The 15,361-nt window shown below is 51.9% G+C and carries 12 protein-coding genes; 2 read left to right on the plus strand and 10 right to left on the minus strand.

All coding sequences use genetic code 11. The features are described from left to right. The 3 genes from ACFQI7_RS03090 to ACFQI7_RS03100 form a co-directional block, all read right to left on the minus strand. Positions 1-780 (minus strand): glucosamine-6-phosphate deaminase, encoded by a 780-nt coding sequence (locus ACFQI7_RS03090; RefSeq protein ID WP_218096931.1) that lies wholly within the window; start codon positions 778-780, stop codon positions 1-3. A 62-nt stretch (positions 781-842) separates the two neighbouring features. Next, positions 843-1,709, minus strand: a complete 867-nt coding sequence (locus ACFQI7_RS03095) for a sugar phosphate isomerase/epimerase family protein (RefSeq protein WP_218096932.1) — start codon at positions 1,707-1,709, stop codon at positions 843-845. Between the two features lie 21 nt (positions 1,710-1,730). Further along, entirely contained in the window at positions 1,731-3,107 is a 1,377-nt protein-coding gene (locus ACFQI7_RS03100) for a GGDEF domain-containing protein (protein WP_230414602.1), read from the minus strand. 237 nt (positions 3,108-3,344) lie between these two features. On the opposite strand from ACFQI7_RS03100, the gene ACFQI7_RS03105 reads away from it, so the two are divergent. Then, positions 3,345-4,178: an SDR family NAD(P)-dependent oxidoreductase gene (locus ACFQI7_RS03105; RefSeq protein WP_218096933.1), complete on the plus strand. Its 834-nt coding sequence runs from the start codon at positions 3,345-3,347 to the stop codon at positions 4,176-4,178. Between the two features lie 139 nt (positions 4,179-4,317). On the opposite strand, the gene ACFQI7_RS03110 is transcribed toward ACFQI7_RS03105, so the two are convergent. Together ACFQI7_RS03110 and ACFQI7_RS03115 are read right to left on the minus strand one after the other, a co-directional pair. Beyond that, positions 4,318-5,037, minus strand: a complete 720-nt coding sequence (locus tag ACFQI7_RS03110; protein WP_218096934.1) for a glycerophosphodiester phosphodiesterase — start codon at positions 5,035-5,037, stop codon at positions 4,318-4,320. Between the two features lie 42 nt (positions 5,038-5,079). Further along, entirely contained in the window at positions 5,080-7,503 is a 2,424-nt protein-coding gene (locus ACFQI7_RS03115) for an HAD family hydrolase (protein ID WP_218096935.1), read from the minus strand. A 182-nt stretch (positions 7,504-7,685) separates the two neighbouring features. On the opposite strand from ACFQI7_RS03115, the gene ACFQI7_RS03120 reads away from it, so the two are divergent. Next, positions 7,686-7,880, plus strand: coding sequence for a PLDc N-terminal domain-containing protein (locus ACFQI7_RS03120; protein WP_218096936.1), 195 nt, complete (start codon positions 7,686-7,688; stop codon positions 7,878-7,880). A gap of 87 nt (positions 7,881-7,967) precedes the next feature. Here the strand turns inward: ACFQI7_RS03120 and ACFQI7_RS03125 are convergent, their stop codons facing one another. The 5 genes from ACFQI7_RS03125 to ACFQI7_RS03145 all read right to left on the minus strand — a co-directional run bounded on the left by ACFQI7_RS03125 (position 7,968) and on the right by ACFQI7_RS03145 (position 15,273). Continuing rightward, positions 7,968-9,281, minus strand: coding sequence for an ABC transporter substrate-binding protein (locus ACFQI7_RS03125; RefSeq protein ID WP_218096937.1), 1,314 nt, complete (start codon positions 9,279-9,281; stop codon positions 7,968-7,970). A gap of 132 nt (positions 9,282-9,413) precedes the next feature. After that, a complete protein-coding gene (locus tag ACFQI7_RS03130) occupies positions 9,414-10,952 on the minus strand; it encodes an extracellular solute-binding protein (RefSeq protein WP_218096938.1) in 1,539 nt (512 codons plus the stop codon). A gap of 114 nt (positions 10,953-11,066) precedes the next feature. Further along, on the minus strand, positions 11,067-12,911 hold the full coding sequence (locus ACFQI7_RS03135; RefSeq protein ID WP_218096939.1) for a sensor histidine kinase: 1,845 nt from the start codon (positions 12,909-12,911) through the stop codon (positions 11,067-11,069). Next, the gene (locus ACFQI7_RS03140; protein ID WP_218096940.1) at positions 12,908-13,924 is read right to left on the minus strand and encodes a helix-turn-helix domain-containing protein; all 1,017 of its coding nucleotides are present in this window, start codon (positions 13,922-13,924) and stop codon (positions 12,908-12,910) included. The genes ACFQI7_RS03135 and ACFQI7_RS03140 overlap by 4 nt, the downstream gene beginning before the upstream one ends. Before the next feature lie 236 nt (positions 13,925-14,160). Continuing rightward, the gene (locus ACFQI7_RS03145; protein ID WP_218096941.1) at positions 14,161-15,273 is read right to left on the minus strand and encodes a glycoside hydrolase family 88/105 protein; all 1,113 of its coding nucleotides are present in this window, start codon (positions 15,271-15,273) and stop codon (positions 14,161-14,163) included. Positions 15,274-15,361: the final 88 nt, after the last annotated feature.

The raw sequence follows: 15,361 nt of genomic DNA on the forward strand, positions 1-15,361 counted from the left end.
TCACGTCCACCTTTCGTAATCGCATGAATCTTGATCCACGTACAGCGTGCAATCGGAATGCGTGCGAAGCACGGTGGCAGGGCAATGCGTGCCTGCCGGGCCGCTCAACGTTTCCGTCACCGCCTGGCGTTTCGTCGGACCCGGAACCATGCAGAACAGATGGGACCCGGACACCAACGCCGGAATCGTCAAAGTTATCGCATGGGTAGGGACGTCATCGAGCCCCGGGAAACATCCGTCGTTAACTTGCTGCTGCCGGCACGCCTGGTCCAGCTCCACGATTTTGACGAGGTAAGGATCGCTGAAATCAGCCACCGGCGGATCGTTAAAGGCGATGTGTCCGTTCTCGCCGATGCCGAGACAAACGATATCGATCGGCTTTTCGGCGAGCAGCGCGGCATATCGCTTGCACTCTTCCTGGGCCGGTTTTGTCCCGTCGATCAAGTGAACCGTACCCGGGCGCACGAGATCGAACAGTTTGGTGCAAAGAAAGCGGCTGAACGATTGCGGTGCCCCTTCCGGCAGACCGATGTATTCGTCCATGTGAAACGCCGTGATCTTCGACCAATCGATGCCTTCGGCCGCCACAAGCGAAGCGAGAAACTCATTCTGGGACGGCGCTGCGGCAAAAATCATCCGCAGCTCCCCTTTGTCACGCTGCATCTGCTTGATGCGCGCAATCGCCTGCTCGGCAGCCGCCGATCCCATGGTCTGGCGGTCGGGATATACTTCCACTTGTAAATTTTGTACCTTGAACGATTTCCATGGTTGCTGCGTCATACGAAAAATCACTCCTTTGTTCATCGTAACGAGTATGAAAACTATGAAACTATGATACGAAATCAGTGAAAATACTTCATTGCAAGCAGCGATTCCATGCATTCCTCCGACGCTTCTTTTCCGCCGATGGAAAACGAACTGCCGGACGGACGCTTTAGCTGTTCTTCCGTCAGCTTGGATGTCAGACGGTAATGGGTTTCTACGATAAGGTATCCGTCGTAGCCGTCATCCCGGAGCCTTTGGAACAGCCCTTCGTAATCGACCTCACCGCGCCCGATGGCGACGCCTTCCGGACCTTCCGCCGTACGTACGGCATCCTTCAGATGAATATGCGCAATGGTTCCCTTCAAATACTCATATCCGTCGGGAAACGGCTTTTCCTGTTTGGGATCCCACAGATCGTTGCCCGGATCGTACAAGGCGCGCAAATTCGGCTCATTCACTTGATCGATCAGCCGGCGCGTCTTTTGCGCATTGCTGGCGTATACGCTCGGGTCGAATTCCAGCATCAGCAGCAGGCCGTTCGCTTCCATCAGCCGGGCCATCTTGCGCAGCTGCTCCACAATGGCGGGCTCCGCCTCTTCAAACGGCTTTTTCGCCCAAAAGCTGAAGCCACGAATCATTCCGGCTCCGAGCTTCTTCGCCACCTCGATGCACCGCTGCGCGATGGCAAATTGCTGCGCAAGCTCTTCCGCGTTATCCAAATCGCACTTGAAGATCGGTGCGGATAACGCGCAAACGTTCATTCCTTCGGCATCCGTCCGCTGACGGATCTGTTCGATTTCCGCATCGCTTAACGTATGTGCGGGTTTGTCGAAGATCGAGCGAATCTCGATCGTGTCGAGCCGGTACGCCTTGGCAAAAGCGATCACCTCGTCCAAATCCTGCGATACTTCATCGGTAATAATGCCTAATTTAAATGCTCTCATCGTCTTCACCCCATGTGGATTTTATCTTATGCTTTTCCGGACCATATCGGACAGAAAGCTCATATTGAATATTTGCTTCGGCCGTCCTTTCCCCGCCGTGCGCTCTTCGCCGACGACGTGCACCAAACCTTCGTCCTGCCATACGACGAGCAGCCGGTGCACCGTTCGGGTTGTGACTCCGAGCAGTTGGGCAAGCTCCTGCGTTTTATATTCCGTCTTCCCCCTCCGGCTCACGTCGACGACCATCTTGCTCAAATATTTGTAATGCATGCCGGCAAGCTCGGCTTTTTTCAATAATTCCGGACTTAAAAACGACAAATCCAGCTTCCACGTCTCCGTCATTTCGAGCGGTCCGATAACGCCCCGGTCTTCGCGAACGATAAAACCGACATTCCCCCCCGCTTCCTTGGCTTGCCTAAGCGCCATCCGCGCATGTGTACCGGCCTGGTTGGCGGAGTAGCCGAAACCGATCCCGATGCTTAACGACAACCCCAATGTTTTGTCCAGCTCCCAGTTGAGCGGAATCCGTTTGTACCCTCCGGTTTCCCGTTCGAAGATGCCTCGGGTGGTCACAAACAAATACTCGTCGCCGCCCATATGGGTAAAGTGCCCATCGAGCGATTCCGCATAACCGAGCAGCACGCGGTGAATGTCGAGCTTCAGCCTCTGCACATCGTGCTCGGATTCCTGACGTTCGGCGGTACGGGAAAAATTGTCGATGTTGATCAGTCCGATCACCATCTGTGATTCTTTGCTGCGTCGCGTTTCGGTAGCAAGCAGCGCCCTTTCCAGAGAGACGATGATATCCTGCTCCGTCGGCACCATCCATTCGTTTGGCACGCCAAGCCGCGTCAATTGTTCCGACACGGACCGGATTGCCGTGATCGCCACACTCGTTTGTCCGGAACGGTTCATCCGGCTGTGAAATTCGACGATCTCCTCTCGTCCCATGCGAACGCTTTCAGCCATGCAAACGAGCGTCGGCAGCCGTTCGCCGAATTCCTTGGCGCACCGCTCGGCGGTCTGCTGCGTCACCGTATCGATCGAAACGGCGATGCCTCCGCCATATTTGATTTGTACGTCGAGCAACGACCGGTACAACCCCGTTCCGTTCATCGGAACGTAATGAGCCGGGATCGGAAATGTCATTTGCTCTTTGGCTCGTGAGTACGGAATCGGACCGGTGAAGAACAGCACCTCCGCCCGTTCCGCCAGCTTCTCGGCCAATACCGGCGCCTCGTTCTCGTCCCGGTAGCTTAAAATTTCCGGAGAAAACGACGGAAACGATTTGAGCACATCCGACACCGTACCGAAAAAAGCTTCGGGACAAATGACGCCGACGGCTATGCTGTTCTTATGTACATGTACTTGTTCGGTATCCATTGAGCCTTGAATCATATCGCCAACCCTCCGGATCGTTAGTGCAATTGTCGTTCATATTGCCATTGTACCGGATCATTTATTTACATGACAAATCTTTAAATTGTCTTTAAAAGATCAGGCGGATGATTTCGAAAAACTTTTCTTACTATGACAACGGATGTCATCGTTACCTCGTACAATGAAGCAGAATCATCGCACTTGCATCAAAACATGCATTTTACATTTTACATTTTAGAAAAGTGAGGTTGTGACATGAACGGGCTGCAAGGTAAGATTGCGTTGGTAACCGGCGGGAGCCGAGGCGCGGGACGAGGCATTGCAATCGAGTTGGCCCGAGCCGGAGCCGTCGTCTACGTAACCGGAAGAAGCGTGAAGGGCAACTCCACTCATAATTACCCGGGTACGATCGACGACACGGCAGCGGAAATTCGCGCTTATGGCGGAACCGCCTATGCCTGCCGCTGCGATCACACGAAAGACGAGGAAACGGCGGCGGTCGTTGAGCGCATTCGTCGCGAACAAGGGCAGCTTCATATTGTCGTGAACAACGTCTGGGGAGGGCATGATTTGCCCATGGAGGTGAAGCCTTTCTGGGAGCTGCCCTTACAGCATTGGGATACGATGTTTCATGGCGGTGTTCGCGCCCAGCTCGTTACGAATCATTATGCCATCCCCCTCCTGCGCGAGCGGCAATCGGGACTGATCGTCCATACGACATTCCGCGATCAGGATAAATATACCGGGACCTTCTATTATGACCTAGCCAAAAACGCGTTATGCCGCATGGCATTCGGCTTGGCAACGGAGCTGCGGAAAGACGGCATCTCGGTTGTCGCTTTATCGCCGGGATGGATGCGCACGGAATTGGTACTGGCGAATTACAAGACGGATGAAGAACATTGGAAGGAAGTGAGGGCACTGGAACGGTCGGAATCGCCGTATTATATTGGGCGGGCGGTCTGCGCGCTGGCCGGCGACTCGCAAGTGATGCGAAAAAGCGGTCAAGTGCTGCAGGTCGGTCAGCTTGCGGATGAATACGGATTCACCGATATCGATGGACGAACCGTTCCTCCGTTTATCATTTAACTTGACGAGCCGCATTTCACTCGGTATGGAAGCTCTCATTCGCGCACAGCGCTTCACGAATAAAAAACGCCTCCGACCTTAAAGGCCGTGAGGCGTTTTGCTTTTCCATAGCAATTTGAACGATCAATGTTATGGAGCCTTATCCTTGATTGTCATGAAGCATCGTATCGGTTGTAATGTAATCGACTCCGGCTTTAATGAACAATCCGGCTTCTTCCTTCGTATTTACGGTCCATACCGATACTTCGATCCCCGCTTCGTGGGATCTTTCGATATCTTTGAACGTCGTTTCGTTGTAGCAGTAGTCGAGAAACGCATTGCCCAGTTCCTTTACAAACTCGAAGTCCTCCGGCGTCGGGCGCTTAGCCGACAAATAACCCAAAGGCACTTCGCTGTTCAGCTTTCGCATTTTGCGCAAATCGTCGGCATTGAAGCAAATGAAACAGCATTTTTCGAAAATGCCGCTGTTCTTCACAATGGCAAGGAGCGATTCCAAATCGGCGTCGGTGTGGTAATGCTCGATTTCCACGAAAGCATGCATCCCGTATTGCTTGCATACGTCCAGCACTTCTTCCAAAGTCGGCACCTTCAAGCCAGGGTAGTCGTCGATATTATGACCCGAATCGATCTTTAGCTTCCGGATGTCTTCGAAAGTAAAATCTTTTGCTTTGCCGGTGCCGTCGGTCATCCGGTCTACCGTACGGTCGTGATGGACAATCCACCTTCCGTCCACCGTGCAATAAGTGTCGCATTCGATGCCCCAGAAACCGGAACGGCCTGCGAGCTCAAAAGAAGGAATCGTATTTTCCGGCGCCATCATGCTATATCCCCGGTGGGCCACATATTTGGGTGCTGTCATAGTTCAAAATACCTGCCTCTCGTCATGGTTACGTATATTGGATTAACATTGGAAAAACGGCTCTTCAGGTGAAGGCGTGAAAATGACGGGTCGATCCGGCAAGCCTTCGTATGCTCGCTCGATGTCGGATTGTTTGAGCGCTGTATCCCACAGTGATGCGACGATATACACATGATTTCCTGTCCTGCTTGCTTCCATTAACGAAACGTACCGGAACGATCCCCACGGACGATCGCCGGACGAACGAGCCGTGTCAATAACACAATCTGCTGTCAACCCATGATTGTAGAGCAAAGCGATCACTTGATCCAGCATTCCCCCTTGTCCGTACACATGCACATGCGTGATTTGGTTGCGTTTCAGTTGAAGCATCATATTTACAAACATGGCAAGTCCGCCGAACGAATCCTTCAGCCGCAAGTGGTACAAATATAAATAGTAAGGAAACCGGCGGGCCGCCATGCCTTGCGGCCAAAATACGTTCAAGGTGGATGGGCCGTAGTTGCACGCATTCAGAAATGCGGTCGCGCCATGCGCATAAAAGTTTTCATCCACCGGTTCGCAAATCGAAGTTTGCTCGGTTGCATGATTGTCTTGATGCGTTAAATCGCCCAGCAATTGCGCCTCTCCCGGTGTCGGAAGATCGATAAGCCGGTGAAAGGGCAGCATCCAGGCGCGATGATCGGCCGATACGGCTTGCCGGTTACGGCAAAAATAATTGTAATATAGTTGATAGGCATATATGCCTTCCTGGCAAGCATCCTTGTATCGGTACTGTTCCGGATCGATGTCAAGAGAAGCGGTGACCGGCTCGATTATATGATTGCCGGTCTCGCTGTAACGGAGCGTCGAGCCGAACGAGCCCATCGACAGCTCTTCCAGAAACGCCGGCGATCGGGAGATCGCCGCAGCAAGATCAGCATGCTCCCCGCTGCTGCCGATAAAGCAGCGCACGTCATGTCCCTTCGCCAGCAGCCGGGCAGTTCCGGAAGTGCCGACGGCCAGAAGATGAATCGGACGCATCGCCTTATTCGCCAGCCGGCATATCGCGTCGATCCCCGTTTGAATCGTGCCGTGGAATCCGATGTCCAGCGTAAGAAGCTCCGGCGCTTCGCCGCAAGTCTGATGGAGATAGGCGATAAACCGGGTTCTCTCGCTCACGATCGCTGCGTTGATGGCGGCGGAAACCGGATCAAGCTTCAAATACGCAGCAAGCAAATCCCGGATCGGGTCGGCATTCGCCGCTTCCCGTTCGCACGCTTCGGGAGAAAGGTTGTGCATCGATGCAAATGTCTGAAAGCAGTCTTCAATCTGCAGCAAGTCGAAAGCTTCTTTCACCGTAACCCCTTTTTGCAAAAGAGACTCGAGCTCCGCTTCTCCAAAGCCGCTTAAGGAAGGCAAATAGACCGCCTGCCTCGAAACATAAATCGGAACGACTTGAATGTCCAGTCCCCTGAACCGGACGGCCCTTTGGAGCATCGGTCCAAGCAAGTATCCTTCCCGCATAAGCGGATGTATCGCCGTTCGGTTCTCTTGAACGCATATATCGATAACCCAGTCGCACAGCGCCTGGAGGAAAGGTCCGAACATCCCGGCGCCAAGCGCATGAAAGTGCCGCTGCTTTTCGTCGTAATCGCCCGAGACGAGCGAGGCGCCGGCCAGTTTGCGAAGCGACCGTAATTCCGGCAGCACCTCCCCGTGTCGGATCGACTCCCAATGATAAGCGCTCTCGAACGTCTCGGGGATGACGTTATAGTGAACGGAACGAATGCCGCGGCTCTCGGCCCCCATGATGTCCGCGCGGTAGCTGTCGCCAATATGAATCACAGCGGAACGATCAACGGCCGGGAACGCTGCCAGCAGCGTGTCGAACAATCGCCCGGATACCTTATCGCCCTTCGTTTCCGAAGAAACGAGAATGCGATCGACCATGGTCATGTCGAGTCCGGCCGCTTCCAATAAGTTCGCCATCTGCACCGCGGATAAATACATGTCGGAGACGAGCGCAACTTTCGTTCCTTGATTGCGGCAACATCGCATCAATGAGACGATGTTGGGGTTTAAGTAGCAATACCGCTTTTCCGCTTCGAGCTCCAAAAATTGCAATTGCTCCCTGTCGCCGACATGGGAGGGGAACTGCTCATATATTTCGTGAAGCGTAACTTCCGAATGCTTATGCGCGGCCCACTGCTTATCCCTGGCCTGCGATTCGGCCGAAATCCGCATGGACGCGAATTCATTTGGAGTCACGGATGGAAGCAGCACCGCTTGCCGGTGCGCTTCTTCCGCGATATGCAAAAAAACGTCTGACGGCTTGCCGCACGCCCGAAGCAGCAACGTATCGAACACATCCAGGCTGAGCAGGCGAACATCGGATGCCGCAGGAACGAACTCGCTTAAATATTGATCATATTTCCACAGTTCCATGTTATGTGTGCTGATTTCGAAATCGGAGTTACGTAGCACGGAAGGACTCCTCTCGCCAAACAAGCTACATTTCATTTGTTATTATACATAATTAGCCATTCAGTGACTATTCCTTTTCGAAGCAGCAGCGTATAACAGTTATAGCGGATAAATGTAACCGGCCGAAACGTTCTCATTTCGCCTTCGTATGAACTTTATATAGATAAAGGGCGGTGATATTGATGGTGTCCATTATCGGCGTCGGCTTATTATTCATGCTCATCCTTTTTGCCTTGAATATCATTACAAGCGTGTGGGCGTACAATGATTGTTTATCGAAGGGCCGAAGCCGGGAGTTTGCGCTGCTCGTGCTGATTTTGACATTGATCTTCCCGGTTATGGGCTTGATCGTTTATCTTATCATTCGTAACCAGTAAAGATACCGGCAGCAGTCGTCTACAGACGACGAACGTAAAGCCCGATTCGGCCGAAAGCCGGAGTCGGGCTTTTACTAGCGGGAGCAGTTATTGAATCGTCATTTCCTTATTCGCCTTCTCTTCTCCATTGCGCAGCGCCGTATTGATATCGACTCCTTTCACCGCGACATCCTGGCTTACATCCCCGTTCACGATGGCGTTAATTTTCGGATCGTATTTGGAAGCGTCCGGCAGCGGCGAAGGGTTCACTTTGAAGATCGCCTGCAAATTTTTTCCTTTGAACAAATCGCTGTCCGAGCCGAAAGCTTTGCGAATCTCGTCATTTTTAAGCACCGATACCCTCCCGGCTTTGCTCATCTTCGTTTGTACCTCTTCGCTCAACAAGGTCGTCAATACCATGTAAGCAGCTTCCTTATACTTGCTTTCTTTGTTGACGACAGCCATATGATAGTCGACTTCTTTGCCAAAACCCGGACGGTCGCTATACCCCGGGTGAGCGGCCAAATCCCATTTGAACAAATCGCTCGAACCGGCTTTGTTAAAATAAAGGACAGCGGCGGCAATCCAGCCGGTATACATGGCCATTCGCTGATCCTTGAAAAAGACGTCGGTCGAATGTCTGAATTTTCCTTTTTCCACGTAGCCGGGGACGGAATAAAATTGCTGCAGCAGCGAAAACACCTTGGCATGACGATCCGTAGTCAATACCGCTTTTCCGGATGCCCGGTCAAATACGGGAACGCCGTACTGCCAATACATTTGCCTTAAGTCGGGAGGCATGATACCAATATAGTCCGTGCCGCCGTCAGACCGTGTCAGCTTTTTACCAAGCTCCAGAGCTTCCTCGTACGTCATGACATCTTTCGGATAAGCGACCCCGAACTTGTCGAAAATGTCCTTATTGTACACCAGTGCACCGTAGTTCATGGCAAACGGCATTCCGTAAAACGCCTTTTGATCGCCTAGCTTTTTCGTTTGCTGCACGGCCGCCGGTTCGATCTGTCCGAGATTGATATTGTACGTTTCGATCATCTTCGTTAAATCTTCGGGAATGGCCATGTCGAGGATATTGATTAACGAAACGTTGCTGACCAGTATGATATCGGGAAAGGAACCGGCCGTCATCAATTTTTCAAGCGAATCTTTCGTTTGAACGAGATTGATTTCGGGAAATTTGGCTTTCACCGGTTCAACGAAAAACTTCTGAAATTGTTCTTCCGTCGTTCCGGTGCTGTAATCGAGCACGACAAGCTCCGCCGGACCCCCTTTATACTCCCTTACATTGGCCTGGTCGCTTGGACTTTTCGGGCCAGCGGCTTCTTTACTGCTGCATCCGAAAAGAGACCCGATCATGCCGGGAATGAGAAACAGCGATAATGCGATACGAAACGTCTTGTCCACTTCGAACCCCTCCCTAATTTCTATTAATACCTGATTGATACCTGTATTGATTAAGCACAACCTTACTACCCTAATTTAAGCGGCCCCGGTTCCGAGAGCTCATGGCCGCTGGGGAGTTGTTTCTTGTCAGAGTTATTGATTTGCCTTATAGGCGGCATTGACTTCATCCATGATTTTCTGCCCGCCGTCACGCTTCCATTGCGCAATTGCATCGTCGATGCTTTCCACAGGCTTTTTGCCGGCGATAATTTCGATCAACGTCTTTTGGAATTTGTCGGCCAATGGCTTGCCTTTTTCCGCGAAGGAAGCGGACGAATCGATATAGGCGTCGCCTGCGTTTTTATACGGATACTTGCCTGCATTGGCGATCGATTGCTCCATTTCCTTCGCCCAAACGGGATCGCTCCAGCGGTAAATGTTAAACGTATTCGAATTGCTCCGCAAAACCCAGTTCCAAAGAAGACTTTGCCGGCCTTCGCCTTCCGCTTTCAACGCGTCGGTCATCTCATAGGAGCCGTTGGCCAGCTTCTTGTAGTGGTATCCTTCAATCCCGTTCTTAATGATCTGTTCTCCCTCGGCGGATACCCACCAATCGAACATGCTCAAAATACGGTTGCGTTTCTTTTCGTTCACGTCTTTGCTCAATACAACCTTGATCATGCCGCTCGTTGGCGTCGTATTACCTCGCATGCCGTTCTTCCCGATCGGTGGGGAAAGTTCGACGAACCGGGCATTCGGCGCGATCGATTGAAGCTGCTGATTCGTTTGCCGGCTTAATTGGTAATGCATATCCGCGAAACCGACTTTCCCCTGAGCATACTTTTCATTGAAGTTCGTGTTGGTCATGAAGTCTTTGTCAAGGACGCCTTCCTCATATGCTTTTCTCATGAAAGTGAGAAAAGACTTCCACTCCTCGGATTGGATTTGCGTCGGAATGAGCTGTCCGTCCTTTTCTTGCCAGCCGTTAGCTATGCCGAACGATGCCAGCAGCTCCGGCATTCCCATATGAATCGAGTTGCCAAGCACGGAGAATCCCACGGTATCCTGCTTACCGTTGCCATCCGGGTCTTGCGTGGTAAAAGCTTTCGCCATTTCATAAAATCGGTCGATCGTAAATTCGTCGTTACCGGGCAACTCGATGCCGAGATTATGGAGCCAATCGGCGCGGACATAAATCGTATTTTGGGACGTGGCGTGAATCGGGATGCCGTATATTTTCCCTTTGGGATTCAAGATGCCCCATTCCTCCGGGCTGGAGATCCGTTTCAATTGCGGATATTGCGGCAAATACGGCTGGATATCGAGAAACACGCCTTGATTCGCCCATTTCAGGAATAAATTGGGACTGTCGATCCGGATCACATCGGGCATTTTGCCCGACGCTGCAATGACATTGAGCTTCTCGGCGTAGTTTGCGTTGGGAACCCATTGAATTTGCAAGTCCACATTGAATTTATGATTGATATACTTGATCGTAGGATGATTGTTATCCGGCCATCCTCCGCCCTTCCAGGATGCGATCACCATATCGATCCTGATGTTCTCCGACATTTCGTCAGGTTCCTCTGTGCTAACATCTGCGTTTTGCAGATTCGCGTCCCTCTGAACGCATCCGGCTGCCACGCCAAGTAAGAGACTGATTGCAATCGTCGTTGAAAACATCTTTTTCATCGTTGTTAACATCCCTCGTTATCGTTTGGGTTGTTATATGTTTCCTCCGCAGTTTCCATTATATCACTGCAAAAAATACGCTTTTTCACAAAATTACGGTCTTTTTATCCGATTTTATGAACTTGCACGGACCCTTTTCGGAAATCGAAGAGACAGTATGCTTCCCATGCCTTCCACCGAATGGACACGGACACCATATGAAGTCCCGTAATTCAAAATCATTCTGGCATGCACATTCGCGATCCCGACGGATTGCTCTTCGGGTACAGGTCCGAATGGCTCCTCGGCATACCGCATATTCTCTTGGAGCGACTGCAGCGCTTCGCGGGAAAATCCGTTTCCGTTATCGGCTACTTCAAGCACCAAAACGTCCTCTTCTTCGTAAGCGGTAATGCGAATCGTCGCATTGCCGTTTTTGGGCTCAACCGCATACTTGACGCAATTCTCGACAATAGGCTGAAGGGAGAGCTTTATGATATGCAGCTCCATATATTGTTCATCGACGATAATTTCGCTTTTGAATTTATGTCCGAACCGGATGCGGATAATCTCAAGATATTTTTGCAGAACGCGAAGTTCGTCCCGCAGCAGCACCTCCGAACGGGGCATCTTCGAAGTGTACCTGTACACGCTGGCCAAATTGGTAGCCATCTTCTCGATGGTCGGCACTTTTTCGATAAATGCAATGCTCTTGATTATTTCGAGCGTATTATAGAGCAAATGGGGATTAATTTGATTTTGAAGCGCCTGGATCAGCGCATCCCGTTGCCTCAATTGCTGCTGCATTTCCTTCATTTGCAAATCGTGAACAGTATGAATGAGTTCCCTCAATCTTGCCGTCATTTGGTTGAAGCTGCCGTTAAGCTGCTGAATCTCGTCTTTCCCTGGAAGGACCTCCGCGCTCGCGGATAAATCCCCGCGTTCTACCCGCTTCATCAAGTTTCTTAACCGAATAATCGGCCGCACTACCCAATCGACTAGCCGAGGAATAAAGAGCAGCGACAGCAAAACGATGCCGGACAAAATCACCAGCGTCGAATTTCTGGCGATGTTCAGCCCCGTGGCCATCTCGCTCATCGGCACGTAGGCCACGATATTCCAGCCGGTCAGCTCCGAACGATTGTGCGACACAAGTATCGTTTCTCCGTTCTTCTCGTACGTATCATTCTTCTCCGATAGCTTCAGCCCGCTCAGATACGTATCTTGCAAGGCGCGACCTGCCAATTCCACATCCGGATGGTAAACGATTTCCCCCTTGGAATCGACAATGAAGAAGTAACCGGTTTGCCCCAGACGCGCCTGCCCGAGAATGCTTTGAACCTCGGTGATCGACATGGCAATGTTCAGATTGCCTGTCAGCTTCAGCGAATCCGGATCATAGACGGGAACGATCAGCGTAATTAAGGGGTATGCGGCATAAACGCTGTTCGGATTGTAGTAAAACGGGACGACCGTGAGGTTTTCGAACAAGCCGCTCTTAAACCACGGTGCCGAGCCGGTCATGGAAACATTCAGCGAATTGTCTTTCGAGTAAGCAAGACGATTGTCCGTCGAGCGGAGAACGATGCCGATAATATTGGAGTAATTGATGGCGATGTACCTCGTCATGATGCCTTCCACAAGCGCCTCTTGCTCCCGGTTAAATCGGCCGCCGTCCTGAAGCCAGCTTTGCAGCATTCCGCTCTCCGGGTTATGATCAAGCCATTGCGACGGCAGCGGACCTGCAATCGATGCGTAAGTCGATTGCGCCAATTGTTTGAAATACCGGTCCAGCTGGTGATTGATTCGCGCCGTCGAGTCTTGAGCCATCACATAAAAATCGGCTTTGGCCGCTTCCGTGTAGTAATGAGAAGTAAATGCCGCCATCATCACAATCGACAGAAAGCTTACCGAGAGCACAAGCGTCAATATCTTCGTCTTGATCGAGCAGCGGTAGTGCCAGTTGCGCCATCTCTTCATGGACTGAGCCTCTTTCTGTATTCGAGAGGAGACACCCCTACCGCGGCTTTGAATGTTCTCGTGAAATAAGGCGTCGTCGAGAAGCCGACGATGTCCGCAATTTCGGCCACGGCATAAGACGAGGACAGGAGCAGTTTTTTCGCTTCTTCCACCCGAAGTCCGTTGACATAGCTGACAAGGGAGCTCCCGGTATGCTTTTTGAATAAACTGCTGAAATGAGAGACGCTAAAGTTAGAACGCTCGGCCATCTCGGTTAGCGTAATCTCTTCCCTGAGATGTTCGGCAATGTATTGGCAAGAACGCTCGATGGCGATAGGGATACTCGCTTTGACCGATTTCGGATATTCCAAATACCATTTTTCCAGCAAAGCTTTGTGGTAATTCACCAGGGCAGCGTCGTCTTCGAATGATCCCCTGGGCAAGTCATGAAAGCGGATGCCGAAATCTTTCAACAGCTGCTTCACTTTTTGTTCGAAAATATGCAGCAGATTCAATCGCGCATGCTTGTTCATTGAATTCATTCGAAGAATGGACCGGATCAGTTCCTCCTGCTTCTGCATAGCCCATTGGGGCGGCATGCCCCGGCTGTTGTCGAGCAAGTTTTGAAATTTCACGATGTATTGATTCATGCCCCTAACGGACTCCAGCTTTTCCTTGCAGCGGTTTAACGACTCGATCAGGTCGCCGAATTCCACCGGTTTCAGCATGTATTCGGCAACGCCGTAGGTGATCGCTTGCTGGGCGTATTGGAAATTGTCATAACCGCTAATAATGATGGAACCGAGCGGAATACGGTGTTCGGCAACCCGTTTAATCAAAGACAGCCCGTCGAGCTCGGGCATCATAATATCGGTAATGAGCAGCATGGGCCACACCTCCTGGATCATGCTCCAGGCTTCTTCCCCGTTGCTGCATGCCCCTACCACTTCAAATTCCTCGCCGGCCGCTTCCACCATCTCGACGATGCCTTTCAGCACCCACGGCTCGTTCTCGGCAACTAAGACCGTGTACACCGTTCCATCCCCCTAATCGTTAAAATCCCGCATCTCTTACAGTCAGTCAGAACGCTCGTCTCATATCGGGATCATTGTACTTTTATGATATACGATGTTGGGACTCACGACAAAGAAAAATGGAAATAAACAAAACCGGCACCTGTGAAGAACAGGTGCCGGCTTTCATTGCGGCTTCGCTTAGATATACGGCATTATGGACATGCCGGGCTGCACAGCTTTGAATAACGTCATAATTATTGCTGTGTTTCCATCTCCATGCTCGCCAGCATGAATGGGGCGAGACCCATGAACACGTCGCTGACGATCGCTTCGTTGACGTAATACGTATAGCTGCCGTCGCGGTACGGCTTGCCGCCCAGACCGGCTCCGTTGCAAATCCGGTGCAGATGAAGCCCACTGTCGTTTGTTTCCACGAGACGTTCGAGCAAGCCCCGGAAGCCTTTGCCTGCAACGGACTTGAACTTACGCGACAAGTAGCCGAGACGGACGCCCTTGGCGATCGCATACACGAACATGCTGGACCCGGAAGCTTCCAGATAGTTCCCCTCTCGTCCGCCGCAATCGAGCACTTGATGCCACAGGCCGGTTTCCGGATCCTGCACCTCCTCCAAAGCGCCCGCCATCCGTTCGAAAATGCCGCAAATCGTGCCGCGCTTCGGATGATCGACCGGAAAATGCTCAAGCGCGTCGACGACGGCCATCGTATACCAACCCATCGCCCGGCTCCAGAAATGGGGCGATCTGCCCGTTTGCGGATCGCACCACCGCTGCTCCCCGCTCTCGTCCCAACCGTGATACAGCAGTCCGGTCTTCGGGTCCCGCGTATTCCGCTCCACCAGCAAAATCTGGGTGGCAACCTCGTCGAACAGCTCCGGCCGGCCGAATGTCTTCGCATATTCCGCCAGAAACGGGGACGACATGTACAGTCCGTCAAGCCACATCTGGAACGGGTATACCTTCTTGTGCCAAAAACCGCCTTCGCTCGTTCTCGGCTGGCCTTTCAGCTGTGCCGCCAGCAAATGCGCTGCCTTCTCGAACCTCGGCTCGCCGGTAGCGTGAAGCAGCGGGAACAGCACTTTGCCCTGATTGACCTGATCCAGGTTGTATTCTTCAATCGTATAGCCGCGAATCGATCCGTCAGGTTGTAAGAACAAATCCATATGCTTCTTCACGTAGTCGTAATATTTCCGCTCGCCGGTTTGCCGCCATAAGCGCGCAAAGGCAAGCAGCGTCATGCCGGGCACATACGCCCACCGCTTCGCCAGCTCGGGATGATATCCCTGCGGATCGGACGCCGACATGATCGATTCCGCCGTTTGCACGGCCCATGATGTTTGTTGCTCCATAAGTTTGTTTTCCCTCCCCGGGGGCTTTCCGCTTTGTATTGATGAAGGAAAGCCCCTCTCTTCTCTATCCGAATGCCTGCCGGTCCGG

The organism is Paenibacillus allorhizosphaerae (assembly GCF_042659105.1).
GTDB lineage: Bacteria > Bacillota > Bacilli > Paenibacillales > NBRC-103111 > Paenibacillus_G > Paenibacillus_G allorhizosphaerae.